Here is a 23,717-nt window from a genome sequence, read left to right as displayed (position 1 = left end):
GCCGTGTCGTCCCGGTTCGAGCTCTCGCCGGCCGAGGCGGCCTTCTACGACCGGCACCGCTCCTACGACCGCTGCTACACCCTCACTCAGCTCGTCCGCTGGCCGGCCGCCGAGCTGCACGGGTTCGACGGGAGGGAGGAGCGGATAGCGGCGTGGGCCGGCGGCGAGCCCCCGGAGGGCGCCCCGGAGAAGGCCGCGGCCCTGCTGTCCCGCTACAGCCCGCTGGCCCAGGTTATGTCCGCCTTCTCCCACGCGCTCCGGCGCGAGAGCCGGACGACCCCGTACCCGCTGGAGGAGCTCCGCGGCGCCTCGGCGCGTCGCGGGGCCGGTTGACGGGATTAAGTCATATGGCTTAGACAAGGGGGTGTCGGCCTGAAGCGAGGAGGCCCCGTGAGCGACGCCGTCCCCGAGTACCCCTTCCGCAACCCCTCCGCGCTGGAGCCGCCTCCGGAGTGGGCGGACCTGCGCGACGGCTGCCCGGTGGCGCCGATCCGGCTGGCCAGCGGCGACCGGGCGCTGCTGCTGACCCGCTACGAGGACGTGCGCCGGGTGCTGTCCGACCCGCGCTTCACCCGGCAGCTCGACGCCGGCGACGCCGCCCGGGTGACGGCCAACGAGTCCGGCGGCGTGTTCGGCCGCTCCGACACCTCCACCTCCGCCATGTCGGCCTCCGGCGAGGCGCACCTGCAGTGGCGGCGGCTCGTGGGCCGGGCCTTCACCGCCAAGCGGGTGCTGGCGATGCGGCCGCGCATGGAGCGGATGGCGGACCAGCTCGTGGACGCCATGGTGGCGCAGGGGCCGCCCGCCGACCTCGTCGCCGGGCTGGGGTTCCCGCTGCCGGTGTGGGTGATCTGCGACCTGCTCGGCGTGCCCGACTCCGACCGCGACCGGTTCTCGTACTGGTCGGACACCATGCTGAGCCTGACGAGGTACACGCAGGCGGAGATCGACGCCGCGCAGGCGGAGTTCGACGCCTACCTCGCGGCGCACGTGGGCGCCAAGCGCGCCGAGCCGGGCGAGGACCTGCTGAGCGAGCTCATCGGGATCGTGGACGCGGCCGACGGGCGGCTGACGGAGCCGCTGCTCGTGGGCACCGCCCGGGGCCTGCTGGTGGCCGGCCACGAGACCACCGCGAACATGATCGGCAAGATGGCCGCGATGCTGCTGGCCGACCGGTCCCGCTGGGAGGCGCTGTTGGCCGAGCCGGCGCTCGTCCACCCGGCGGTGGAGGAGGTGCTGCGCTTCGACGCCAACCCCGGCTTCGGCATGCCGCGCTACCTGACCGAGGAGGTCGAGGTGGGCGAGCGCAAGCTGCCCGCCGGCACGACGGTGATCTGCAGCATGGCCTCGGCCAACCGGGACGAGCGGGCCTTCGGCCACGCCGCCGAGATGGACCTGCGCCGCTCCCCCAACCCGCACCTCGCCTTCGGCGTCGGCCCCCACTCGTGCCTCGGGCAGGCGCTGGCCCGCACCGAGCTGCAGACCGTGCTGGAGGTGCTGCTGCGGCGGCTGCCCGGCCTGGAGCTCGCGGTCCCGGCGGCCGAGCTGGCGCCCCGCGAGGGGCTGCTGGTCGGCGGGTTGCGGGAGGTGCCGGTCCGATGGTGAGCACCGGTCCCGGCCCGCACGCGGGACCGGCCATGCTGAGCACCGGCCCGGTCTGTACGCGGGACCGGCCATGGTGAGCACCGGCCCCGCCCGTACGCGGCACCGGCCCGGGCGCGGGGCCGACACCCGCGAGCGGATCCTCGCCGCGGCCGAGCGGCTGTTCGCCGAGCACGGCATCGCCGCGGTGTCCAACCGGCAGATCGGCGAGGCCGCCGGCCAGTCGAACAACTACGCCGTCGGCTACCACTTCGGCACCAAGACCGACCTGGTGCGGGCCGTCCTGCGCCGCCACAACCGGGCCATGGAGGAGCGGCGCGCCGCGATGCTGGCGGCCGTCGGCGACGCCTCGGGCGTGCGGGAGTGGGCGTCGTGCCTGGTGCGTCCGGCCACCGAGCACCTGGCCTCGCTGCCCGCCCCGTCCTGGTTCGCCCGATTCCTGGCGCAGGCCGACACGGAGCCGACCATGCGGGCCGTGGTCATCGAGGAGGCGGTCGCCACGCCGTCGCTCGGCCCGATCGCGGAGCACCTGTTCCGGCTGGCGCCGGGGGTTCCTGAGGAGGTGCACCGCCAGCGGACCGACATGTGCCGGGTGCTGGTCGTGCACATGCTGGCCGAGCGGGAGCGCGCCCTGCACGAGGACCCGGCGGCCGACCCGGTGAGCGTGTGGCGGGAGACGGCGGACGCCCTGGTGGACGCGCTGGCGGGCCTGCTGGCGGCCCCGGTCACCCCGTCCCGGGGGCAGCCCGCCCGTCCCGCACCAGCAGGTCGATGATCTTGAGGAGTTCGGCGGCGCCGGCCGGCCCGCCGAGGATGACGACGGTCAGGGCGGCGCGGTCCTCGTCGTAGACGGTCTCGACGCGCAGCGGGGCGCCGCCGTCGTCGCGGGGGCGGCTCCCGGCCGCCGCCACGACGGTGTTGGACAGCCGGATGACCTCCTCGCGCCCGATGCCGTCGACCCGTACGACGGCGGACGTCTCGGCGTGGAGCCCGCCGCGGGCCGGCGCCGGGGCGGGGCGGCCGGTGAACGCCTCCAGGTCCTCGGCGGCGATCCGGTACTGCCGGCCGATGCGGGTGGCGTTGAGCCGGCCGTCGCGGACGTAGCCGCGCACGGTCTTGACGTGCAGGCCGAGCAGCTCGGCCACGCGCTCCACCGAGTAGTACCGCTCCGCCACCCGCACGCCCTTCCCCACCGCTCCCGGACGCTCCCCAACCTACCGCCCGCGAGGGAGCGACAGTGCATGTACGCCGATGCGTACACCGTGCGCTAGGGTGGGCGGGAAAGGAGGCGCCATGCCGACCGGCAAGCCGGCCGTCCCCTCCGTGTGGGCGCGGCAGCGGACCAAGCGGGAGCAGCCCGCCCTCAGCCAGGACCGGATCGTCGCCGAGGCCGTCCGCCTGCTCGACGAGGAGGGCGTCGAGGCGCTCAGCATGCGCAGCCTGGGCACCCGGCTGGGCGCCGGCGCCACCTCCCTCTACCGGCACGTCGCCAGCAAGGACGAGCTGATCGAGCTGGTGGTGGACGAGGTCTACGGCGAGCTGGAGGTGCCCGCGGCCGAGGAGGCGCCGGACGCGTGGCGGGAGTCCGTCACCGCGTGCGCGGGCAGCCTGCGGGCGATGATCCTGCGCCATCCGTGGATCGCCTCGGTGCTCGGCCAGGTCGGGCTGGCCCAGCTGGGCCCGAACCTGACGCGGCAGTCCGAGCGGATGCTCGCCCTGTTCCACCGCGCCGGCTTCCCCGCCGGCGAGGCCGACCGGGCCATGAGCGGCGTCATCGCGTACGTCATCGGCATGACCGTCAGCGAGGCGGCGTACCTGTCGATGCTGGCCCGCAGCGGGCAGAGCGAGCAGGAGCTGATGGAGGGCCTGCGGCGGGTCGCCGAGCAGAGCGTGCGCGACCTGCCGCTGCTGCGCGAGGGCTACGACCAGCGGGCCGACGAGGACCCGGCGCGGCTGCGCGACGAGGGCTTCGCCTACGGCCTGGAGCGTTTCCTCGACGGGCTCCAGGCGCGGCTGGACGTCCTCGCTTCACGCCAGGACTAGGACGGCGCCGAGCCGCGTCAGGCGCCGGTCTCCAGCGGCAGGCCCGCTGCGGCCCAGTCCTCGATCCCGTCGGCGTACAGGCGCACGTCGGCGTACCCGAGCCGGGTCAGCTCGGCGACGAGGGCGGGGCCGCGGTCGCAGCCGGCGTCGGTGGAGTAGGCGACGATCGCCGCTGACCGGTCCGGCAGCAGCGCGCCGGCCGATCCGGCGGCGTCGAAGGCGGTGAGGTTGACGGCGCCGGGGAGATGCCGGCGCCGGTACGGGGCCGCGGGCAGGGCGTCGACCACGGTGACGGCCTTCGCCTCGAGCGCCGCCCGCAGCTCGTCGCGGGAGATCCGTCCGCCCGGGCGGGCGAACGGCGGCGGCGCGGACGCGTCCTGGAGCGGACCGCTGAGCTGGACGTTGACGATCACCCAGTCGTCGCCCCGCCGCACGGCGACCAGGGTCAGCCGGAACGAGTGGTCGAAGTCGCGCCCCCTGACGCTGGTGCGCTGCTCCTGGATCCCGACCACGATCGCGGTGTCACCGTGAAGGCGCACGCTCGGCTCCAGGATCGCGAAGTGGTGGTTCTCCAGGTCGCCGCGGTGGCGGCCGGCCCACTGCGCCCTGTCGAGGACGAACCCGACGGGGCCGATGCCGGCGAAGTCCGCGCCGAGGAGGGCGTCGAAGGCGTCGGCGTCGCCGTCGAGCTCGGCCCGGGCCCAGCGGTCCACGAGGTCGAGCACCTGCCGCTCGCTGCTCATGATGCGTTCCGTCCCTTCAGCCAGGAGTCCAACCGGGGAAAGATTCCCCACTTAACAGTGACAGGTCGGTGATGGCGGCACAAGGTGAAGTGGGGGAAATTCCTCCGGTTGGCGGTTTATGCTGGGCGTCACGCCACGAGAGGGGACGAGGTGGAGGCCAGACCCATGCGGGCCGACGCGCGGCGCAACCTGGAGCAGATCCTGCGCGCCGCGCGGGACATGATCGCCGAACGCGGGGCCGACGTGCCGCTGGACGACATCGCCCGGCGCGCCAAGGTCGGCAGCGCCACGCTGTACCGCCGCTTCCCCGACCGCGACTCCCTGCTGCGCGCGGTCGCCCTCGACGCGCTGACCAGGACCGCGACGGCCGCCGCCGCGGCGGCCGAGCAGGAGGCCGACCCGTTCGAGGCGCTGGCCCGCTACCTGCGCGACGCGCTGGAGCTGCGGGTCTCCGCCGTGCTGCCCGCCATGATCGACGTGGTGGACCTGGACGCCGACCCCGAGCTGTCGGCCGCGCGCGAGAGGTCCGCCCGCCTCGTACGGCGGCTGGTGGACGACGCCCGCGCCGCCGGGTCCCTGCCCGAGGACGTGACGTTCATGGACGTCGGGACGATGCTGGTGCGCATCGCCCGCCCCCTCCCCGGGCCGCTCGACGCGGAGGAGAAGCACGCCTTCGCCCGGCGGCACCTGGAGCTGTTCATCCGCGGGCTCCGGGCGACGGGCGGTGCCCGGCACCCGCTGCCGTCGGGCACCATGGACGGGTGAGCGTGAGCGCAGACGACCGCGAGATCGCCGTGTCGTCCGACCTGGCTGGTTTGTGCGAGCTCGTCGCCGGGGGCGGCGCGGTGGTGCTCAGCGGGGCGGGGCTGTCCACCGAGTCGGGCATCCCCGACTACCGCGGGCCGACCGGGCGGGCCCGGCGCGCCGACCCGATGACGTACCAGCGGTTCGTCGGCAGCGCGGAGGCCCGGCGGCGTTACTGGGCGCGCAGCCACGTCGGCTGGCGGCGCATCGGCGGGGCCGCGCCCAACTCCGGCCACCGCGCCGTGGCCGAGCTCGAACGGCGCGGCCTGATCGACGCGGTCATCACCCAGAACGTCGACGGCCTGCACCAGGCGGCCGGGGCGCGTCGGGTGGTCGAGCTGCACGGCGGGCTCGACCGGGTGGTGTGCCTGTCGTGCCGCCAGCGCACGCCCCGCATGGAGCTGGACCGCCGCCTGCGCCGCGCCAACCCCGGCTGGGACGCCGCCGCGACGGCCATCAACCCCGACGGCGACGCGGTCCTCACCGACGAGCAGGTCGCGGGCTTCCGGGTGGTCGACTGCACGGGATGCGGCGGGCTGCTCAAGCCGGACGTCGTGTTCTTCGGCGAGAACGTGCCGAAGCCGCGCGTGGACGAGTGCTTCGCGCTGGTGGCGCGGGCGCGGGCGCTGCTGGTGCTCGGCTCGTCGCTGGCCGTGCGCTCGGGGCTGCGGTTCGTCGTGCGGGCCGCCGAGCTGGGCGTTCCGATCGCCATCGTCAACCAGGGACCCACCCGGGGCGACGCCGAGGCCACGATCCGGCTGGAGGCGCCGCTCGGCGCCACGCTCACCGAGCTGACGACCCGGCTGCCGGGGCCGGCCGCCCGGACCGCCTAGCGGCCCGGCTCCGAGCGCTTCCCGCCAGGGTCCGCTCGCCGCTCGCCGCTCGCCGCTCGCCGCTCGCTCCCCCGCCGCTCGACGGGAAGGCGGGAAGCTCCGTCGTCGCCTCTCAGCCGAACCGCAGGACGTACCGCCCGCGAACGCCGCGCCGTTCGAGTGAGCGATGCGCGTCGGCGGCTCGGGAGGCGGGCAGTTCGCCGGCCACGCGGACGGTGAGCCGCCCTTCACCGGCGAGTTCGGCGAGCCGGTCGAGCTCGGCCGCGGCCTCGACGTAGTCGCGGACGAAGATCGGGGCGACGCGGACGCGGTCGATGCCGTCGCCCTGGTAGCCACGGAGGGTGACGACCGTGCCACCGTCCTTGACGGCGGGGAGCACGGCGGCCTCCAGCACGGCGGCGTCGACGAGCCCGTCGACGCCGTCCGGGTGGCGGCCGCGGACCCTGGCGGCGAAGTCGTCCCCCCGCGGCACGACCTCGTCGGCTCCGCACTCGCGGACGAAGGTCTCGTCCTGCCGGGCGGCGTCGGCGATGACCACCAGCCCGGCCTGCTTGGCGAGCTGGACGACGTACCCGCCGACGACGCCGGCGGCGCCGGTGACCGCGACCGTCGCGCCGGCCGGAAGCGCCAGCGTGTCGAGCGCGAGCCGGGCGGTGAGCCCGTTCATCGGGAGGGTGGCGGCCTGGACGTCCGAGAGCCCGGCCGGGATCCTCGCGGCCGAGCGTGCCGGCACGACGAGGTCCGCCCGGTAGCCGCCGTGCTCACCCGAGGGCACCACGATGGCCATGACGGCGTTCCCGATCGCGAACGGGCGCTCGACGGCCGGGCCGATCTCGGTGATCACGCCGGCCACCTCCATGCCCGGCACTCGCACCGCGTCCGCCGCGTCCTGCCGTGGACGGGAACGGATCATCGCGTCGGCCGGGTTCACCGTGGCGCTGCTCACCCGGATCCTGACCTGACCGGGACCGATCGGTTCGGCCGCCAGGTCGAGCTCGCCGAGGGCGTCCGGTCCGCCGGGGCGCGTCACTCCGATCGCTTGAACCATGGTCGTTCCTCACTCCTTGTTCGTTTCCTTCGTCGCCGCCTGGCGGCGATGGGCGAGGCCGGCCGCGCCGCTGACGAGTCGCGGCGTGTGCCGACCCGGTGGCGTGTGCTCGGCTCGGTTCGGCTAGGGCGACATGCGGGTGTGAAGACCGTCGAGCAGCAGGCTGCACACCTCGTCGAGTTCGGCGCCGATGCCGGGGTTCTGCCATTCGGCCGCGTGGGCGAGGTGGTTGAACTTGGCGGTGGCGGTGAAGACCACGCGGGCGGTGGCCGCCGCGTCGTCGGTGCGGAGGCTGCCGTCGGCGGCGCCGTCGGCGATGATGGCCGTCAGCTGGCCCAGAAGGTCGGCGACGTGGTCGGTGGCGACGCTGCTGTGCGCGGCCGCGAGGATTCCATAGGCGGCGAACAGCTCCGGGTCCTCGCGAACCTTGGCCTGCTTGCCGGCCAGGAGGGCGTGCAGCCAGGTACGCAGTCGCCGCGCCGGCGGGACCGCGCTGTCGGCGGCGATGACGGCGAGGGCGTCGCGGCTGCGGTCGAGCCAGCGCCGGGTCACGGCCTCGCGCAGCGCCTGCTTGGAGGGGAAGTGCTTGTAGACGGCGGCGTGGCTGACGCCGAGTGCCCGGGCGACGTCGACGACGGTCGCCTTGTCCGGTCCGTGACGGCGCAGGATCTCCTCGGTGGCCGCCAGGATGGCGTTCGCGTCCAGCGGGATTCGGGCGGGCATCAGCGCCTGCCGCCCGTTCGCTCGCTGTCCAGCAGCGAGAGCAGGGCGGGGGCGTAGCGTTCCCCCGCGACCGCCCCTCGGGGGACGGCCTGCTCGATCGCGTCCAGGTCGTCCTCGGTCAGCCGCAGGCCGGCGGCGTCCACCGCGTCGGTGATGCGGTGCGGTCGGCTGGCCCCGACCAGCGCGACGACGTCGCGGTGCGCGCGCCCCCGCGAGAGCACCCACGCGATCGCGAGCTGGGCGACCGTGGTGCCGCGGGAGGCGGCGATCTCCCGCAGCCGCTCGACCAACGCGAGGTTGGTCTCGATGTTGCCGGCGGCGAAGCGCGGCAGGTGCCCGCGATGCCGTGCGTCGCCGACCGGCTGTCGCCACGTCCCGGTCAGCATGCCTTGGGCGAGCACTCCGTAGGCGGTGACGCCGATGCCCAGCTCGCGGCAGGTGGGCAGGATCTCGTCCTCGGCGCCGCGGCTGAACAGCGAGTACTCGACCTGGACGTCGGTGATGGGGTGCACGGCGTGGGCGCGGCGGATCGTCTCGGCGCCGACCTCGGACAGCCCGATGCCGCGCACGTAGCCCTTCTGCACCATCTCGGCCAGGGCGCCGACGGTCTCCTCGATCGGGACAGCGGGGTCCAGCCGGGCCGGGCGATAGATGTCCACGTAGTCGGTGCCCAGCCGCTGCAGCGAGTAGCCCAGGAAGGTCGGGATCGCGTCGGGCCGGCCGTTGACGCCGCGCACGCTGCCGTCCACACCGAACAGCGCGCCGAACTTGACGCTCACCACGGCACGGTCGCGATCGGCGGGTCGCAGCGCCTGCCCGACAAGCGTCTCGTTGTGCCCCATCCCGTAGTGGTCGGCCGTGTCGATGAACGTGATCCCGGCGTCGAGCGCGCTGCGCAGCGTCGCGATGCCCTGCTCGTCGGCGCGCTGTCCGTACGCGCCGGACATGCCCGCACAACCGAGCCCGACCGCTCCCACACGGACGTCGGCGCCGAGTGTTCTCTGCTCCATGGCGAAGACGCTAGGGGTATTGAGTAACAGATGTCAAAGCTTGTAACTTGATACCCGTGAGACCTCCGATGGTCGCCGCCGACGGTGATCCGCCTCGCATGGCGGGGTGGCGGTCAGGGCTGTCCGGCGTTCCGGGGCGGGCAGAATGGGGGCATGTCCCGTCGTGAACCCGCCGGCTGCCCGTGCGGCCTGCCCGTCCCCTACCGCGACTGCTGCGGCCGCTTCCACCGGGGCGAGGGCGCGGCCCCCACGGCCGAGCTGCTCATGCGGTCGCGGTTCGCCGCGTTCAGCGTGGGCGACGAGGCGTACCTGCTGCGCACCTGGCACCCGGCGACGCGGCCGGCGAGCGTCGGCCTGGACCGCAAGGTGCGGTGGGTGCGGCTGGAGGTGCTGGAGACCGCCCGCGGCACGGTCCTGCACACCGACGGGACCGTCCGCTTCCGCGCCCACTACGTCGAGCGCGGGCGCGAGGGGGCGATGGAGGAGCACAGCCGGTTCGTCCGGCTCGACGGGCGCTGGGTGTACGAAGGCGCGCTCGGCTCGGCGGCACTATAGTAAGTCAGGTGACCAACTCAGTACGGGGCGGGAAGCGCGAACGCCTGGCGGCCGCGGCGGCCAGGGTGCTGCACGAGCAGGGCGTCGAGAAGACGACGCTGGCCGACATCGCCGGCGCGGCCGGCGTTCCCGTCGGCAACGTCTACTACTACTTCAAGACCAAGGACCAGCTCGTCGAGGCGGCCATCGGCGAGCACGGCCGGTCGCTGCGCGGCCTGCTCGACCGGCTCGACGAGCTGCCCGAGCCGGCGCAGCGGCTCAAGGCGCTCGTCCGCGGCTGGGTGGACCAGCGGGAGGTCGCCGCCCGCTACGGCTGCCCCACCGGCACGCTGGCCTCCGAACTGGACAAACGCGCCGACGGTCTCGACCAGGCGGTGGCCGCCCTGATGCGGGAGCTGCTCGGCTGGATGGAGCGGCAGTTCGCCGCCCTGGGGCGCGACGACGCTCCGGAGCTGGCCGTCGCCCTGCTGTCCTCCTACCAGGGGATCTCGCTGGTCACCAACACCCTGCGCGACCCGGAGCTGATGAAGGCCGAGGGCGAGCGCCTGGAGCGCTGGATCGACGCGCTCCGCTGACCCCTGTCCGCCAGAACCCCGCGAGGAGAGCCGCGTGACCCGTGTGACGCTCCGGCCGGTCCGGGAGAGCGACCTGACGGTCTTCGAGGAGGAGTTCGGCACGCCGGCCGGGCGGAGCGAGCTGCAGTGGTTCGGCTTCCGCTCCCCCGGCCGCGACCGGCGCGCCTACGCCGAGAACGGGATGCTGCACGACGACGGCGGCACGCTGACGGTCTGCGACGGCGACGACGTGGCGGGCCGGGTCGACTGGGGCAGGGCCTCGGGCTGGGGTCCGCCCGCCGACTCCTGGTGCTGGACGATCGGGATCCTGCTGCGGCCGGCCTTCCGGGGCCGCGGGATCGGCACCGAGGCGCAGCGCCGCCTGGTCGCGTACCTGTTCGACCACACCCGGGCGCACCGCGTCCAGGCGTACACCGACACCCGCAACCGGGCCGAGCAGCGGGCGCTGGAGAAGGCGGGGTTCCGGCGGGAGGGCGTGCTGCGGGAGGCGCAGTGGCGCGCCGGAGCGTGGCACGACCAGCTCCTGTACGCGCTCCTGCGCACCGATCCCCGTCAGCCGGCGTAGCGGCCCCGGGGCGTCGCGGTCCCGCAGGTCACGGCCGCCGGCGTCACGAGGTCACCACGTCACGACGTCACGCCTCACGACGACGTCGCGGCCTCACGGCGTCACGGCGTCACGACGTCACGACGTCACGACGTCGCGGCGTCACGCGTCGCGGGCGCGCAGCAGCAGCCCGCCGCCCGTGAGCGCCGCGACCGCCCACGCGGCCAGCACGCCGAGGCCCGCCCACGGGCTCAGCGGCAGGCCGTCGAGCCCGGTGGTGGCCTGGACGGCCAGGCCCGCGTTCGACGGTGACAACCGCCACAGCGCGAGCTGCCAGTCCGGGTCGCCGACCATGAGCGGCAGCACCGCCGACGCGTACAGCAGCCCGAGCACCACCCCGATCGCCGCCGCGGAGTCGCGCACGGCGAACGCGATCCCGAGGCTCAGCAGCGCGACCAGCACGAGGTACAGGACCGACCCGGCGACGGCCCGCAGCGTCGGACCGTCGGCGAGCGACAACGGCGGATGGCCGTGCGCGGCGGTGAACCCCCGGCCGGGCAGGACGAGCCGCCCGGCCAGCAGCGAGCCCAGCACGGCGAGGACGGCGGCCGGCAGCGTCACGCCCGTCAGCACGGCGGCCTTGGCCGCGAGGACGGCCCCGCGGCGGGGCATGGCGGTGAGGGTGGTGCGGATCATGCCGGTGCCGTACTCGCCGCCGACGACCAGGACGGCCAGCACCGCCGCGACGGCCTGCCCCACCTGGACGCCGCCGAGCGCGAGCCGGACGGCGTCGTGGCCGCAGCCCGCCGCCGGGCAGGTCACGCTCGCGCACACCGCGACGCTCGCCGCCACGGTCAGGACGACCAGCGCCGGCAGCAGGCGTACGGCGCCGGGCTCGGTGCGCAGCTTCGTCCACTCGGCCCGCACCTCCCGCCGCATCCGGCCCGGCTCCCGAGGCTCCCGACTCGCCCGGCCACCTCCCCAAGGCTCCCCGCTCGCCCGGTCTCCCACCCGAGGCTCCCGACTCGCCCGGTCTCCCTCCCGAGGCTCCCGGCTCGCCAGACCTCCCTCCTGAGACTCCCCGCTCGCCCGGTCTCCTTCCCGGGACCCGCGCCGGCGGTTCACGCGTCCCTCCCGTTGAGGCGGACGACGGCCAGGGCGAGCGCGAGCGCGGCGTACCCGCACAGCACCGCGAGCCCGCCCCACGGCGCGAGCGGGTAGTAGCCCGCCGAGGGGACGTAGTTGGCGAGCACCTGCGGGTACTCGGGAATGCTCTGCTGGACCGCGAACCCCGCCGCCGGGGTCAGCCGCAGCAGCCACCGCGCCGCCTCGTCCGGCAGGACCGACGCGGTCGCCAGCAGGTGCGGCACCACGATGACCGCGACGCCGGCCGTGATCGCCGCCGGGCCGCGCCGGAACAGCGCGCCCATCGCGAGCGCCAGGACCGCCACGGCGGCCATCATCAGGGCGACCCCGGCCACCAGCCGCACCTGCGCCGCCCAGGACACCGGCAGCACGACGGCTCCGTTGCCGCGCAGCAGGCCCGTTCCCACCGGCACCGTGACGGCGGTGGCCGCCAGCCCGGCGGCGAAGGTCACCGCGGCGATCACCACCGCCTTGGCGGCCAGCACGCGACCGCGCCGCGGCGAGGCGAGCAGCGTGGTGCGGATGAGGCCGCGCCGGTACTCCGCGGTGACGGACCCGACCGCCACGACGATCACCACGATCAGCCCGATCACCACGCCGGTCAGCGTGTTCTCGGGACGCTGGCCGTCGGTGAGGGGCCCGATGTCGCCGACGCCGGTCACGGTGTACGTGCCGGCGGACTCGTGGAAGCCGCCCGGGTGGTGGACGGTCACGCCGTCCGGCTCCGTCGTGGCGCCGATGTCGTCGCGGCTCCAGGTCGTGTCCGCGACGCGGCCCGACAGCTCGACCCGGTCGAAGACGGCGGTGGTCTCGGAGAAGCGGACCTGCTCGACGCTGCCGCCGAAGTCGGCCCGTCTCACGGTCAGGTCGCCGGGCGAGGCGGCGAACAGCCCGATCTCCGCCGTGTCCGGCAGCCCGGGCAGCCGGGCCGTGCCGACCTTCGTCCAGCGCCGGCCGTCCTCGGACTCGTACCCGGTGATCTCCTCGCCCGCGCGGTCCAGCCGCAGCCAGCGCGGCCGGGACACCGACACGCCGCCGGACCGGCCGGCGGTGTCCTGGGTGAAGTCGTGCTGCATGCGCACCCCGTGGGCGCCCGTCACCATGACCGCGGCGTACGTGGAGCCCTCCCGGACGCCGTCCTTGACGATCAGCCCCGCCTTGGCCCACGGCACGACACGGGAGTCCAGCTCCCGCACCCCGGGGACGCTGTCGGGCACCCGGACCCTCCCCGTCATCGAGGTCAGGCGCGCGGTGACGGAGCCGTCGCCGGTCAGCGTCCGGTGCGCGAAGAAGAAGTGGTCGCTGACCGCCTCGCCGCCCGGGCCGACGGGCGGCACCGGGCAGGTGTCGTCCGGACCGCCGCACGAGGTGTGGCTGCCCGCCGCCGACATCAGGCCGAGCAGCACGACGACCAGCGCGGCGGCGGCCATGCCGGCCACCCAGCCGCGGACCGTGCGGAACTTCGTCCACTCCGCCCGCACCAGCCGCCCGAACCCGCCGGTCGCCGACGCCCTCTCCCCCGCCATCCCACCGCTCCCCGGGGGCCGCGCGCCCGTCGTCGTCGCGCCGTTCCCCGGGGACGGCTCGTTCGTCATCGCGCCGGTTCTCTGGGACGGCTCGTTCGTCATCGCGCCGGTTCTCCGGGACGGCTCGTTCGTCGTCATCGCGCCGCCCCGCCGGTCGCGGCGCGGAACTCGACCGCGTCGCGGGTCAGCTCCATGTACGCCTCCTCCAGCGTCGCCCGGTGCGCCGCCACCTCCGAGAACGGCACCCCTCCGGCGGTCAGCAGCCCCACGACCCGCTCGGCCGGCACCCCGGAGACCGTCACCGTGTCGCGACCGGACACGGTCACCGCGGCGCCCGCCCCCGCCAGCACCGCCGTCGCCGCCGCCCGGTCGGACGTGCGCAGCGTGACCCGCCCACGGGAGGCGCCGGCGATCAGGTCGGCCACCGCCGCGTCCGCCACCACCCGGCCCCGGCCCACGACCACCACGTGCCCGGCGGTGTCCTCCAGCTCGCTCATCAGGTGGCTCGACACGAGCACGGCCCTGCCCTCGGCCGCCAGCGAGCCCAGCAGCCCCCTGATCCACACCATGCCCTCCGGGTCCAGCCCGTTGAACGGCTCGTCCAGCATCAGCATCGGCGGGTCGCCGAGCAGCGCCGCCGCGATCCCGAGCCGCTGACGCATCCCCAGCGAGTACCCGCCCGCCCTGCGCCGCGCCGCCGATCCCAGCCCGACCAGGTCGATCACCTCGTCCACGCGCCGCGCCCCCAGTCCCTGGGAGTGGGCCAGCCACAGCAGGTGGTGCCGGCCCGTCCGGCTGGGCTGGAGCGCCCCGGCGTCCAGCAGCGCGCCCACGTGCCGCAGCGGGTCGCGCAGGCTCCGGTACGGCCGCCCGCCCACCAGCGCGGTCCCCTCGTCGGCGGCGTCCAGGCCCAGCACCACCCGCATGGTGGTGGACTTGCCGGCGCCGTTGGGGCCGACGAACCCGGTGACCCGTCCCGGCGTCACGGTGAACGTCATGCCGTCCAGCGCCAGGGTCGGGCCGTACCGTTTGCGCAGGCCGGCCACTTCGATGGTGGTTTCCATGGCACCGCAGGCTAGGGGGCGGGGCCGGGCCGGCGCGTCACGCGGGGGAGCCATCGTCGGCGGCGCGGCATCCCTCGATCGAGGGATGCCGCTATCCCGGACAACCAGGACAATGACCAGGGTGAAGGCAACACACGCCCACGCGGAGGGCGCGGACCGGCCGGGCCCGCGGCGGTCACGGGCCGCCCTGCCGGGCGAGGACCAGGCGGGCCGGGGCCCCGCGTGGACGGGCCGAGACCACTCGTGGGCTGGCCGAGACCACTCGTGGGCTGGCCGAGACGACTCGTGGGCGGGCCGGAGCCGCGCATGGGCCGGCCGGGCCCTCACGTGGACGCGCCGGGGTCGTGCGTGGGCGGGGCGGCCGGCCGGGTCGCGGGCCGTGGCCGTGGCGGCCGGGGTGGCGCTGGTGGGCGCCGCGCTGGCGGAGGCGGCGGCGCACACCGTGGACCCGCGGGCCGCGCTGACCGCCGAGCGGCCGATGTTCTTCGTGGTGTCCGCCCTGCTGGCACTGGCCACGACGCTGCCGGTGCCGGCCCTGTGGGGGCAGCCGGTGGCGGCCGGGCTGACCGTCACGGCGGCGGGCGTGCTGTCGCTGACCGCGTTCCAGACGCTGACCGTGGCGGGCGCGCTCGCCACGCTCGTCGCCGGTCACCGCCTCGGCCGGGCCGGTCCGCGGGAGGTGGCCGTCGCGTCCGCGCTGCCGTACCCGCTGCTGGCCCTGGTGGGACAGGCCGCGGGCGAGACGCGGATGCTCACTCTGGTGCTGGCCTCCCTGGCGCCGGCCGCGGCGCTGGCCGGCGTGGCGCGGCGGGCCAGGGGCGAGGCGCGCGAGAGCGCCGCCGCCAGCCGGGTCGCCACCGAGGGCCTGCTGGAGCACGCGGCGCGGGGCGAGCGGGCGCGGATCGCCCGCGAGCTGCACGACGTGGTGGCCCACCATATCTCGATGGTGGCCGTGCAGGCGGAGACGGCGCGGCTGGCCACGCCCGGCATGCCGCCCGCGGGCGCGGAGCGGCTGGCGGCCATCGGCGACACCGCCCGCGCCGCGCTGACCGAGATGCGGCGGCTGCTCGGCGTGCTGCGCGAGGACGCGGGCGCCGACGCCGGTGTCCGGGTGCCGCAGCCGGGGCTGGGGCTCGGCGAGGTCAACGAGCTGCTCGACGAGGCCCGCGACGCCTCGGGCGCGGGTACGCGCCTCATCGTGCGGGGCCGTCCCGTCCGGCTGGATCCGGGCGTGGAGCTGGCGGCGTACCGGATCATCCAGGAGGCGCTCACCAACGCCCGCCGGCACGCCCCGGGGGCCGCCGTGGACGTGGAGCTGGTGTACCCGGGTGAGGCGGTGCGGGTCCGCGTCCGCGACAACGGCCCCGGCCCCTCCCTGCCCGCGCGGGCCGACGGGGTGGCGGGACACGGGCTGGCCGGGATGCGGGAGCGCGCGACCGCGGTGGGCGGGCGGCTCGCCACCGGCCCCGCGCCCGGCGGCGGCTTCCTGGTCGAAGCCACCCTTCCCGGTACGGGGGAGGGCTTCCTGGCCGAAGCCCCCCTCCCCGGCACAGGGGAGTCCGCATGACGGGCGCGGCAACCCCCGCCGTGCGGGTCGTCGTCGTGGACGATCATCTGGTCGTCCGCACCGGTTTCGCCGAGCTGCTGGCCACGCAGCCCGACTTCGCGGTCGTCGGCACCGCTGTCGACGGCGCGCAGGCCGTGCGGGTCTGCCGCGACCTGCGCCCCGACGTCGTGCTCATGGACGTCCGCATGCCCGGCATGGACGGCATCGAGGCCACCCGCCGCCTGGCCGCGGGGTCCGGCGAAGGGCTGCGGGTGCTCATCCTGACGACCTTCGACCTCGACGAGTACGTCTACGACGCGCTGCGCGCCGGGGCGAGCGGGTTCCTGCTGAAGGATGTCACCGCGGAGCGGCTGTTCGACGCGGTACGGGTGGTCGCGGCGGGTGAGGCGCTGCTGGCCCCGGGGGTGACGCGGCGGCTGATCGCCGAGTTCGCGCGCCTGCGCCCCGGTCCCACCCCCGCGGCGGCGGCGGCGCTGGCCGCGCTCACCCCGCGCGAGACGCAGGTGCTGCGGCTGATCGCCGAGGGCCTGTCCAACCCCGAGATCGCCGCCCGGCTGACGGTCACGGAGGAGACGGTGAAGACGCACGTGAGCCGGGTGCTGGGCAAGCTCGGGCTGCGCGACCGTACGCAGGCGGTCGTGGCCGCGTACGAGACGGGCCTCGTGGTGCCGGGCGCCCGCGACAGGTCCTAGACCCGCCCCGATCGGTGGTGTGTCAGCCGCCGCCCGGGGCGGGGTGGCCGCCGTGGTGGTCGAGCAGACGGGTGAGCAGCGCCGTGAGCTGGTCGCGCTCGGCGGCGTCGAGCGGGGCCAGCACCTCGTCCGCCAGCGAGCCGAGCAGGGCGTCGAGCCGGCGCAGCCGGTCGCGGCCGGCCTCGGTCAGGGTGATGACGTTGCGGCGGCGGTCGGCGGGGTCCGGGGCGCGCTCCACCAGGCCGCGCGCGGACAGCTCGTTGATGACGGACACCAGGTCGCTGCGGTAGACGCCGGTGCGGCGGCTGAGCTCGGCCTGGCTGGCGGGGCCGGCCTCCTCCAGCGTGGCCAGGACCGCGTAGTGCCACTTGCGGGCGTCGGCTCCCGCCAGGCCCTCGGTGACGATGCGGTCGGAGTGCATCGTCACCAGCGACAGCAGCCGCGTCGGCAGGCTGCGCAGCCGGGCGGGGGTGGTGGCCCGCTCCTCCATGGGGTCCGTCACGGGACGATCCTATCCCGCTTGCGTTAGTGGCACTAACGATGTACTTTCGTTAGTGCCACGAACGTTAGTCACACGAACGAATTGTGAGGAACCCCATGCCGGTCATCGACGTGCTCGACTCGACCCTGTTCTACGAGGAGACGGGCGCCGGCGCCCCGATCGTCCTCCTCCACGGCAACCCCGGCTCCTCCCGCCTGTGGCGCCGGGTGATGCCCGCGATCGACGTGCCCGGCCGGCTGCTCGCCCCCGACCTGATCGGCATGGGCCGCTCCGGCAAGCCGGACATCGCCTACACCTTCGCCGACCACGCCCGCTACCTGGACGCCTGGTTCGACGCCCTCGGCCTGGACGACGTCATCCTGGTCGGCCACGACTGGGGCGGCGCCCTCGCCTTCGACTGGGCCGCGCGCCACCCCGAGCGGGTGCGCGGGATCGCGTTCTTCGAGACCATCGTCAAGACGTTGTCCTGGAGCGACCTGGGCGAGGGCCCGCGGGCGCGGTCCCGGGCCATCCGCGGACCGGAGGGGGAGGCGCTCGTCCTCGACGGGCACTTCCTCATCGACACCGCCTACACCGGAGGCGTCCTGAATCCGCTCCCGGAGGAGGAGATCGCGCTCTACCGCGAGCCGTACCCCACCCGCGAGAGCCGCCGGCCGCTGCTGCAGTGGGCGCGCTCGCTCCCCCTCGACGGCGAGCCGGCCGAGGTGGCCGAGCGGGTCGAGCGCTACGACGCGTGGCTGGCCAAGAGCGACGACGTGCCGAAGCTGCTGCTCACGTTCGACTCCTCGCCGACGCTGCTCATCACCCCGGAGGTGGCCGCGTGGTGCGCGGCCACGTTCGCGGCGCTGGAGGTCGAGCACTGCGGCCCGGCCGGGCACCACGCCCCGGAGGACCGGCCCGAGGCCATCGCCGCGGCCCTCACCGCCTGGGCCCGGCGGCACGGCCTGGCCGGTTGACCGGCGCCCCGGCCACCGCCACCCCACATCCCGATCTCGACGGCCCGGCGGCCGTCCCCCGCCACCGGGTCCTCCGGAATCTCGATTGCGGCGCGGGCGGCCGCGCCGCCATCATCCCGTCATGGATCTCCTCCCCTCTCTGCCCGCCTTCGTCCTCGCCGTGATCCTCATCTCGGCGTCGCCCGGGCCCGCGATGGCCCTCATCCTGCGCCGCGCCGCCGTGCGCGGGCTCTCCGGAGCGGTCCCGACGGTGCTCGGCCTGGAGGCCGGCCTCTACGTGTGGGCGCTGTGCGCCGCCGCCGGGCTGGCCGCCCTGGTCGCCGCCTCCGAGGTGGCCTTCGTCGTCCTGCGCGTGGCCGGCGCCGCGTTCCTGCTGTACCTCGGGGTGAAGGCGTGGCGCTCCGCGTGGCGCAGCCGCCGGACGGGCGCCGCCGCGCAGCCGGAGGAGGAGCCCCCGGTGGTCACCGCCCGGTCCTGGTGGAAGGCGTTCGGGGAGGGCGCCGTCGTGATGCTGGCCAACCCGAAGGCCGCCGCCTTCATGATCGCGTTCTATCCGCAGTTCGTCCCGCACGACCGCCCGCTGCTGGCCACCACGGCCCTGCTGGCCCTGCTCCAGGTCGCCCTGGAGACGGTGCTCTACCTGTCGCTCGCGGCGGTGGTGGGGCGCGCGGGCGCGTGGTTCCGCCGTCCGGTCGTCCGCCGCCGCCTCGACGCCGTGAGCGGCACCGTCCTGGTCGCCCTGGGGCTGCGGATGGCCGTCGAGAGCCGCTGACCCGCCATAACGATCGCTTCTGAACGTCATCGCGATCATCTCTTGGACTTCTGACCGCGCCCCGGGGCACCCTGGAGGGGAACGACCGGAACCCCGACAGAGAGCACCCACCATGGCCACCTACGTCCTCGTCCCCGGCATGTGCCACGGCGGCTGGAGCTTCGACCCCGTCACCGAGCGGCTGCGCGCCCACGGCCACCGCGTCATCCCGGTCACCCTCACCGGGGTGGCCGAGCGCCGCCACCTCCTGACCGGCGGGGTCAACCTCGACACCCACATCCAGGACGTGACCGCTCTCCTGGAGGCCGAGGGCGTCGAGGACGCCGTGCTCGTCGGCCACAGCTACGGCGGCATGGTGATCACCGGCGCCGCCGACCGCGCCCCCGGGCGGGCCGGCGCGCTGGTCTACCTCGACGCCGTCGTCCCCTCCGACGGCGACTCCTGCTGGTCGCTCGTCCGCGACGAGGAGCGCCGCTGGTACGCCGACGTGGACGACACCGGGTACGCGGTGCGCACCCTGCCCTTCTTCGACCCGCGCGCCACGGCCCACCCGATCGCCTCGGTGCTGCAGCGCCTGCGCCTCACCGGCGACCTGGCGCACGTGCGCCGCAGGGACTACGTGTACGCGACCGGCTGGGACGGCGGGTCGCCGTTCACCGTCTTCCGCGACCGGCTGCGGCGGGACCCGGCGTGGACGGTCCACGACCTGGCCGGCGGCCACAACCTCATGCGCGACGCCCCCGACGAGCTGGTCAAGGTGCTGCTCGACGCCGCCTGAGCAGCTGGAGCCGGGTCAGGCGTAGGACACCTCCCGCCGCTCCTCGCCGAGGGCCGTCGCGATGGCGGCCAGGCGCGGCGCCAGCTCCGCCTCGACGGCCGCCGCCTCCTCCTCGCCCAGCTCCACGACGGGCGCCGCGTGCCCCAGGGACCGCACGAACTCCACCCGAAGGTGGATCGGCGGGTGCGAGTGGAAGACGTGCCGCTGCGTCCGGGCCTCCAGCCGGCGCCGCCGCTCCAGCTCGTGCTCCGGCACCTGGCCGTGCTTCTCGGGCAGCCGCGCCCACACGGACGTGCCGAACGACGCGGCGAGCCAGCTCAGCTCGCCCAGCTCGACGCGCGCGGTGACCAGGCGGTCCAGCATGGAGGCCGCCGCCTCGGACGACGCCGTCCGGGCGGCCCGCTCGTCGGCGACGTACTCGCCCTGCCGCGCCGCGCGCATCGACACGGCCAGCAGCAGGAACCCGAGCATCCGCAGGGTGAGACCGGCCAGCCACATGGCGGCCGCCAGCGCGAGGGAGAGCATGGCGACGAAGCTCTGCGCCGTCGCCTCGGCGGAGTCCCTGCCGCCGCGCGCCACCGCCCGGACGACCTCGTGGACCTCCTCCAGGGCGCCGATCGCGGTCCCGGTGAGCCGCCCCTGGCGGACGTCGCCGTTGCTGGAGTGGCTCAGCTCGTGCGCCAGCAGCGCCACCTTCTCCTGCGGGCCGAGCACCGCCCAGAGGGGCGCGCCGAGGAAGAGGGTCCGCCGGCCGCGCAGCCCGATCCGCCCGTACGCGGCGTTGTGCTCGGGCAGGACGAGCACCACGTCGACCGGCGGCGCCCCCACCTCGGCGCCGATCCGGTCCAGCAGGCCGAACAGGCGCGGCGCGCGGTCCCGGCCGAGGAGGTGGCGGCCGGCCGGCAGGCGGCCGAGCCGGGGCCGCATCAGCCACGCCGTGCCCAGCAGGAGCACGGCCGCCAGGACGCCCACGATGTTGGGCACGGCGACGACGACCGTCACCGCCGCCACCACGCAGCCGGCGGTGACCAGGTGGATCAGCGCCGCCAGGAGCATGGCCGCCGTCCGCGAGAGCCCGCCGCCCTGGAGCGCGGCGCCGCGGCGCAGGACGCGGGCGTGCTGCCCGGCCGTGAGCCGGTCCGCGAGCACGGCTCCGAGGGACCGTCTGCCGGGTGAGTCCGCGCCGAGGTTCCATTCGCACGACGGGCACCAGACGGCGTAGCGGCCGTCCCTGACGATGCCGGCGGAGCACTGGGGGCAGGGGGTGAGCGAAGACATGATCGCGAGTGTGGCACGTCCGGCGCGCCGCCGTGCGCTGACACACGCCGACGCCTTTACGTCGTAGATCACAGACATGGAGCCTTGCCAAGCCATGATCCGCAGTTTAGGTTAGCCTTACCTAAGACTTCGGAGGCAGAAGCTTCATGTCCGTGCAGTTCCCGCCCTCCGCCGCGCCGCGCTCCGCCTACCCGGTGGACGTGCTCCCCGCCCGGCTCCGCCGACTCCTCCTCCACCTCGCCTCGTCCGGCACCCCCGTGTCGGCCTACGTCTACGACGGCGAGGTGGCCGCCGAGCGCGCCCGCGAGCTGCGGGCCGCCCTCCCCGGCTGGGCGGCCGTCCACTACGCCGTCAAGGCCAACTCCTTCCCCGGCGTCGTGGCCGCCCTGGCCCCGCACGTCGACGGGTTCGAGGTGGCCTCCCGGGCCGAGCTCGACCTCGCCCTCAGCGCCCTCCCTGCGACGGACCGGCCGCCGCGGCCGGAGGCCGCGACCGCGCGGGGTTCCGCACGGGCTCCCGTCATCGCGGGTCCCGCCGTGACGGCTCCCGTCGTGGCGGCCGGCCCCGCCAAGTCGCCGCCCTTCCTGGCCGCGCTCATCCGGGCGCGGGTCGAGGCGATCAACGCCGAGAGCCTCCTGGAACTGCACCGGATCAGCGCCATCGCCGCCGCCGAGGGCGTCCGCGCCCGGGTGACGCTGCGGGTGAACCCCGCCTCGATCCCCGTCACCGGCGCGCTGCGGATGGGCGGCGTCCCGTCCCAGTTCGGCGTGGCCGAGCCCGACGTGCCGGACGTGCTGCGCGCCGCGGCCCGGCTCCCCGGCCTGGACCTGGTCGGCTTCCACGTGCACGCCGCCTCCGGCAACCTCGACGCCGACGCCCACGCCGCGTACCTGCGCTGGTGCGTGGAGTGGAGCACGCGCACCGCCCGCGAGTGCGGCGTCGACCTGCGCCTCGTGGACGTGGGCGGCGGCATCGGGGTGGCCTTCGAGGGCGAGAAGCCGTTCGACGTCGCCCGCTTCGGCGAGCTGGCCGCCCAGGTGGAACCGCCGCCGGGCGTCAGGGTGCTGCTGGAGCCGGGCCGCTACCTGGTCGCCGACTGCGGCTGGTACGCCGCCGAAGCGATCGACGTGAAGACCTCGTACGGGTCGTCGTACGTGCTGATCCGCGGCGGTATCAACCACTTCCAGCTCCCCACCTCGTGGGACATCGTGCACAACATGGCGGTGCTGCCCGTCGAGGACTGGCCCGAGGACTGCCCGCGTCCCGCCCTGACCGACACCGAGGTGACCGTCACCGGCGAGCTGTGCACCCCCGAGGACACGCTGCTGCGCGACGTCCGGGTGGACCGGGTGCGCGCCGGCGACCTCGTCGTCTTCCCGTACGCCGGCTCCTACGGCTGGGAGTTCGCCATGCACCGCTTCCTCGGCCACCCCGTCGCCGAGCGCCACCTGCTCTGACCGGCTCCCGGCACCTGTCCTGTCCGTCCACGTCCTGGAGACCCATGACCGCGCATCCGGCCGACCTGGCCCCGGACCCCGCCCTCGACCCCTTCGCCTCCCCCGACGCCCCCGGCGCGGCGGTGCTGCGCCGGCAGCGTGACCGCGAGTCGTCCGCCCGCACGTACGCCCGTTCCTTCCCGATCGTCCCGGTACGCGCCGAGGGCATGGTGGTCGAGGGCGCCGACGGCCGCCGCTACCTCGACTGCCTGTCGGGGGCGGGCACCCTCGCCCTCGGCCACAACCACCCGGTGGTCCTGGAGGCAATCCGGCGCACGCTCGACAGCGGCGCCCCGCTGCACGTCCTCGACCTGGCGACGCCGGAGAAGGACGCGTTCGTGGCGGAACTGTTCGCCACGCTGCCGCGCGGTCTTGCCGACCGGGGACGGATCCACTTCTGCGGGCCCGCCGGAACCGACGCGGTGGAGGCGGCGCTCAAGCTCATGCAGACCGCCACCGGCCGCCGCGGCCTGCTCGCCTTCACCGGCGGCTACCACGGCATGACCCTCGGGGCCCTGGCCGCGACCGCGAACGTCGCGGTCAAGGAGCCCGTGGCCGGCATCGCGGCCGACGTGACCCGGCTGCCGTACCCGTACCCGTACCGCTGCCCGTTCGGCGTGGGCGGGCAGGCGGGGGCGCGGCTGTCGGCGGCGTACACGCGACGGCTGCTCGACGACCCGGCGGGCGGCGTGGTGCCGCCCGCGGCGATGATCGTGGAGGCGGTGCAGGGCGAGGGCGGCGCCGTCGCGGCGCCCGACTCCTGGCTGCGTGAGATGCGGCGGATCACCGCCGAACGCGGGATCCCGCTGATCGTGGACGAGGTGCAGACCGGTGTGGGACGTACCGGGGCCTTCTGGGCGGTGGAGCACAGCGGGATCGTGCCGGACGCCATGGTGCTGTCCAAGGCGATCGGCGGCAGCCTGCCGCTCGCGGTGATCGTCTACCACGAGGACTACGACGGGTGGCTGCCGGGCGCGCACACGGGAACGTTCCGCGGCAACACGCTGGCCATGGCGGCCGGCACGGCCACGCTGCGCCACGTCGCCCGGGAGGGCCTGGCGGGGCGCGCCGCCGAGGTCGGCGGCCGGATGCTGGAGCGGCTCGGCGCGCTGCGCGCCGAGCTGCCGGTGGTCGGCGACGTGCGGGGGCGCGGCCTGATGCTCGGGGTCGAACTGGTCGACCCGGCGGGCGAGCCGGACGCGTGCGGGGCGTTCCCGGCGGCGCCGCGCACGGCGGCCGAGGTCCGCGCGGCGTGTCTGGAGCGCGGGCTCATCGTGGAGCTCGGCGGCCGGTACGACTCCACGGTGCGGCTGCTGCCGCCACTGGTCATCACGGACGAACAGGCGGAGACGGTCGTGGACCGGCTGGCCGACGCGATCGCCGCGGTGACGGCCCCTCGCCTGGCCGGACGGCCCGCATGACGGACACCTTGCGGGAACCGGCACGGGCCGAGGCGGACG

At 75.4% G+C, this 23,717-nt stretch carries 26 protein-coding genes; 16 read left to right on the top strand and 10 right to left on the bottom strand.

Annotated features, from left to right (window positions below):
• Nucleotides 1-3 precede the first annotated feature (3 nt).
• From HT134_RS17530 to HT134_RS17520, 3 genes are all read left to right on the top strand, one after another.
• The gene (locus tag HT134_RS17530; RefSeq protein WP_175601434.1) at nucleotides 4-333 is read left to right on the top strand and encodes a hypothetical protein; all 330 of its coding nucleotides are present in this window, start codon (nucleotides 4-6) and stop codon (nucleotides 331-333) included.
• A 57-nt stretch (nucleotides 334-390) separates the two neighbouring features.
• The gene (locus tag HT134_RS17525; protein ID WP_175601433.1) at nucleotides 391-1,605 is read left to right on the top strand and encodes a cytochrome P450; all 1,215 of its coding nucleotides are present in this window, start codon (nucleotides 391-393) and stop codon (nucleotides 1,603-1,605) included.
• A gap of 70 nt (nucleotides 1,606-1,675) precedes the next feature.
• Nucleotides 1,676-2,377: a TetR/AcrR family transcriptional regulator gene (locus HT134_RS17520; RefSeq protein ID WP_175601432.1), complete on the top strand. Its 702-nt coding sequence runs from the start codon at nucleotides 1,676-1,678 to the stop codon at nucleotides 2,375-2,377.
• Here HT134_RS17520 and HT134_RS17515 read toward each other — a convergent pair.
• Entirely contained in the window at nucleotides 2,328-2,795 is a 468-nt protein-coding gene (locus HT134_RS17515; protein WP_312888193.1) for a helix-turn-helix domain-containing protein, read from the bottom strand. The two genes, HT134_RS17520 and HT134_RS17515, sit on opposite strands and share 50 nt — an antisense overlap.
• 100 nt (nucleotides 2,796-2,895) lie before the next feature.
• Between HT134_RS17515 and HT134_RS17510 the strand changes: the two genes are divergently transcribed.
• The gene (locus tag HT134_RS17510; protein ID WP_175601431.1) at nucleotides 2,896-3,645 is read left to right on the top strand and encodes a TetR/AcrR family transcriptional regulator; all 750 of its coding nucleotides are present in this window, start codon (nucleotides 2,896-2,898) and stop codon (nucleotides 3,643-3,645) included.
• Between the two features lie 17 nt (nucleotides 3,646-3,662).
• On the opposite strand, the gene HT134_RS45680 is transcribed toward HT134_RS17510, so the two are convergent.
• The gene (locus HT134_RS45680; protein WP_246364510.1) at nucleotides 3,663-4,388 is read right to left on the bottom strand and encodes a DUF4440 domain-containing protein; all 726 of its coding nucleotides are present in this window, start codon (nucleotides 4,386-4,388) and stop codon (nucleotides 3,663-3,665) included.
• A gap of 150 nt (nucleotides 4,389-4,538) precedes the next feature.
• Between HT134_RS45680 and HT134_RS17495 the strand changes: the two genes are divergently transcribed.
• Nucleotides 4,539-5,153: a TetR/AcrR family transcriptional regulator gene (locus HT134_RS17495; protein WP_175601430.1), complete on the top strand. Its 615-nt coding sequence runs from the start codon at nucleotides 4,539-4,541 to the stop codon at nucleotides 5,151-5,153.
• Nucleotides 5,154-5,155: 2 nt separating this feature from the next.
• Nucleotides 5,156-6,025 (top strand): NAD-dependent protein deacetylase, encoded by an 870-nt coding sequence (locus HT134_RS17490; protein ID WP_376768097.1) that lies wholly within the window; start codon nucleotides 5,156-5,158, stop codon nucleotides 6,023-6,025.
• Between the two features lie 112 nt (nucleotides 6,026-6,137).
• Here the strand turns inward: HT134_RS17490 and HT134_RS17485 are convergent, their stop codons facing one another.
• From HT134_RS17485 to HT134_RS17475, 3 genes are all read right to left on the bottom strand, one after another.
• On the bottom strand, nucleotides 6,138-7,073 hold the full coding sequence (locus tag HT134_RS17485; RefSeq protein ID WP_175601429.1) for an NADP-dependent oxidoreductase: 936 nt from the start codon (nucleotides 7,071-7,073) through the stop codon (nucleotides 6,138-6,140).
• Between the two features lie 123 nt (nucleotides 7,074-7,196).
• Nucleotides 7,197-7,796: a TetR/AcrR family transcriptional regulator gene (locus HT134_RS17480; RefSeq protein WP_175601428.1), complete on the bottom strand. Its 600-nt coding sequence runs from the start codon at nucleotides 7,794-7,796 to the stop codon at nucleotides 7,197-7,199.
• Nucleotides 7,796-8,806 carry an aldo/keto reductase gene (locus HT134_RS17475; RefSeq protein ID WP_175601427.1) on the bottom strand — a complete coding sequence of 337 codons (1,011 nt, stop codon included), beginning with the start codon at nucleotides 8,804-8,806 and terminating at the stop codon, nucleotides 7,796-7,798. Before HT134_RS17475 ends, HT134_RS17480 begins: the two co-directional genes overlap by 1 nt.
• Nucleotides 8,807-8,959: 153 nt before the next feature.
• Between HT134_RS17475 and HT134_RS17470 the strand changes: the two genes are divergently transcribed.
• The 3 genes from HT134_RS17470 to HT134_RS17460 are packed head-to-tail and all read left to right on the top strand — an operon-like array spanning nucleotide 8,960 to nucleotide 10,501.
• Nucleotides 8,960-9,361: a YchJ family protein gene (locus tag HT134_RS17470; RefSeq protein WP_175601426.1), complete on the top strand. Its 402-nt coding sequence runs from the start codon at nucleotides 8,960-8,962 to the stop codon at nucleotides 9,359-9,361.
• 8 nt (nucleotides 9,362-9,369) lie between these two features.
• Nucleotides 9,370-9,936, top strand: a complete 567-nt coding sequence (locus HT134_RS17465) for a TetR/AcrR family transcriptional regulator (protein ID WP_312888191.1) — start codon at nucleotides 9,370-9,372, stop codon at nucleotides 9,934-9,936.
• A 34-nt stretch (nucleotides 9,937-9,970) separates the two neighbouring features.
• Nucleotides 9,971-10,501: a GNAT family N-acetyltransferase gene (locus HT134_RS17460; RefSeq protein WP_175601425.1), complete on the top strand. Its 531-nt coding sequence runs from the start codon at nucleotides 9,971-9,973 to the stop codon at nucleotides 10,499-10,501.
• A 141-nt stretch (nucleotides 10,502-10,642) separates the two neighbouring features.
• On the opposite strand, the gene HT134_RS17455 is transcribed toward HT134_RS17460, so the two are convergent.
• From HT134_RS17455 to HT134_RS17445, 3 genes are all read right to left on the bottom strand, one after another.
• Nucleotides 10,643-11,419 (bottom strand): ABC transporter permease, encoded by a 777-nt coding sequence (locus tag HT134_RS17455; protein ID WP_175601424.1) that lies wholly within the window; start codon nucleotides 11,417-11,419, stop codon nucleotides 10,643-10,645.
• A gap of 182 nt (nucleotides 11,420-11,601) precedes the next feature.
• Complete coding sequence (locus tag HT134_RS17450; protein WP_175601423.1) at nucleotides 11,602-13,152, bottom strand: DUF1349 domain-containing protein; 1,551 nt, start codon at nucleotides 13,150-13,152, stop codon at nucleotides 11,602-11,604.
• Between the two features lie 134 nt (nucleotides 13,153-13,286).
• Nucleotides 13,287-14,216, bottom strand: coding sequence for an ATP-binding cassette domain-containing protein (locus HT134_RS17445; protein WP_175601422.1), 930 nt, complete (start codon nucleotides 14,214-14,216; stop codon nucleotides 13,287-13,289).
• A 379-nt stretch (nucleotides 14,217-14,595) separates the two neighbouring features.
• On the opposite strand from HT134_RS17445, the gene HT134_RS45675 reads away from it, so the two are divergent.
• Both HT134_RS45675 and HT134_RS17435 read left to right on the top strand, forming a co-directional pair.
• Entirely contained in the window at nucleotides 14,596-15,783 is a 1,188-nt protein-coding gene (locus HT134_RS45675; RefSeq protein WP_217707977.1) for a sensor histidine kinase, read from the top strand.
• Nucleotides 15,780-16,475, top strand: coding sequence for a response regulator (locus tag HT134_RS17435; protein ID WP_175601420.1), 696 nt, complete (start codon nucleotides 15,780-15,782; stop codon nucleotides 16,473-16,475). The genes HT134_RS45675 and HT134_RS17435 overlap by 4 nt, the downstream gene beginning before the upstream one ends.
• A gap of 22 nt (nucleotides 16,476-16,497) precedes the next feature.
• Here HT134_RS17435 and HT134_RS17430 read toward each other — a convergent pair whose 3' ends face one another.
• Nucleotides 16,498-16,977 carry a MarR family winged helix-turn-helix transcriptional regulator gene (locus tag HT134_RS17430; protein WP_312888190.1) on the bottom strand — a complete coding sequence of 160 codons (480 nt, stop codon included), beginning with the start codon at nucleotides 16,975-16,977 and terminating at the stop codon, nucleotides 16,498-16,500.
• 95 nt (nucleotides 16,978-17,072) lie between these two features.
• Between HT134_RS17430 and HT134_RS17425 the strand changes: the two genes are divergently transcribed.
• The 3 genes from HT134_RS17425 to HT134_RS17415 all read left to right on the top strand — a co-directional run bounded on the left by HT134_RS17425 (nucleotide 17,073) and on the right by HT134_RS17415 (nucleotide 19,483).
• Nucleotides 17,073-17,933 (top strand): haloalkane dehalogenase, encoded by an 861-nt coding sequence (locus HT134_RS17425; protein WP_175601419.1) that lies wholly within the window; start codon nucleotides 17,073-17,075, stop codon nucleotides 17,931-17,933.
• 121 nt (nucleotides 17,934-18,054) lie between these two features.
• Nucleotides 18,055-18,705, top strand: a complete 651-nt coding sequence (locus HT134_RS17420; protein WP_175601418.1) for a LysE family translocator — start codon at nucleotides 18,055-18,057, stop codon at nucleotides 18,703-18,705.
• 112 nt (nucleotides 18,706-18,817) lie between these two features.
• Nucleotides 18,818-19,483: an alpha/beta fold hydrolase gene (locus HT134_RS17415; protein ID WP_175601417.1), complete on the top strand. Its 666-nt coding sequence runs from the start codon at nucleotides 18,818-18,820 to the stop codon at nucleotides 19,481-19,483.
• Between the two features lie 15 nt (nucleotides 19,484-19,498).
• Here HT134_RS17415 and HT134_RS17410 read toward each other — a convergent pair whose 3' ends face one another.
• Nucleotides 19,499-20,761: a M48 family metallopeptidase gene (locus HT134_RS17410; protein WP_175601416.1), complete on the bottom strand. Its 1,263-nt coding sequence runs from the start codon at nucleotides 20,759-20,761 to the stop codon at nucleotides 19,499-19,501.
• A gap of 146 nt (nucleotides 20,762-20,907) precedes the next feature.
• On the opposite strand from HT134_RS17410, the gene HT134_RS17405 reads away from it, so the two are divergent.
• Together HT134_RS17405 and HT134_RS17400 are read left to right on the top strand one after the other, a co-directional pair.
• A complete protein-coding gene (locus HT134_RS17405; protein ID WP_175601415.1) occupies nucleotides 20,908-22,218 on the top strand; it encodes an alanine racemase in 1,311 nt (436 codons plus the stop codon).
• Between the two features lie 44 nt (nucleotides 22,219-22,262).
• A complete protein-coding gene (locus HT134_RS17400) occupies nucleotides 22,263-23,678 on the top strand; it encodes a diaminobutyrate--2-oxoglutarate transaminase family protein (protein WP_175601414.1) in 1,416 nt (471 codons plus the stop codon).
• The last annotated feature ends 39 nt before the right edge of the window (nucleotides 23,679-23,717 follow it).

Source organism: Nonomuraea rhodomycinica (genome assembly GCF_013363995.1).
GTDB lineage: Bacteria > Actinomycetota > Actinomycetes > Streptosporangiales > Streptosporangiaceae > Nonomuraea > Nonomuraea rhodomycinica.
The sequence above is the reverse complement of the archived record's forward strand: the minus strand, read 5'-3'. Positions and strand labels throughout refer to the sequence as shown.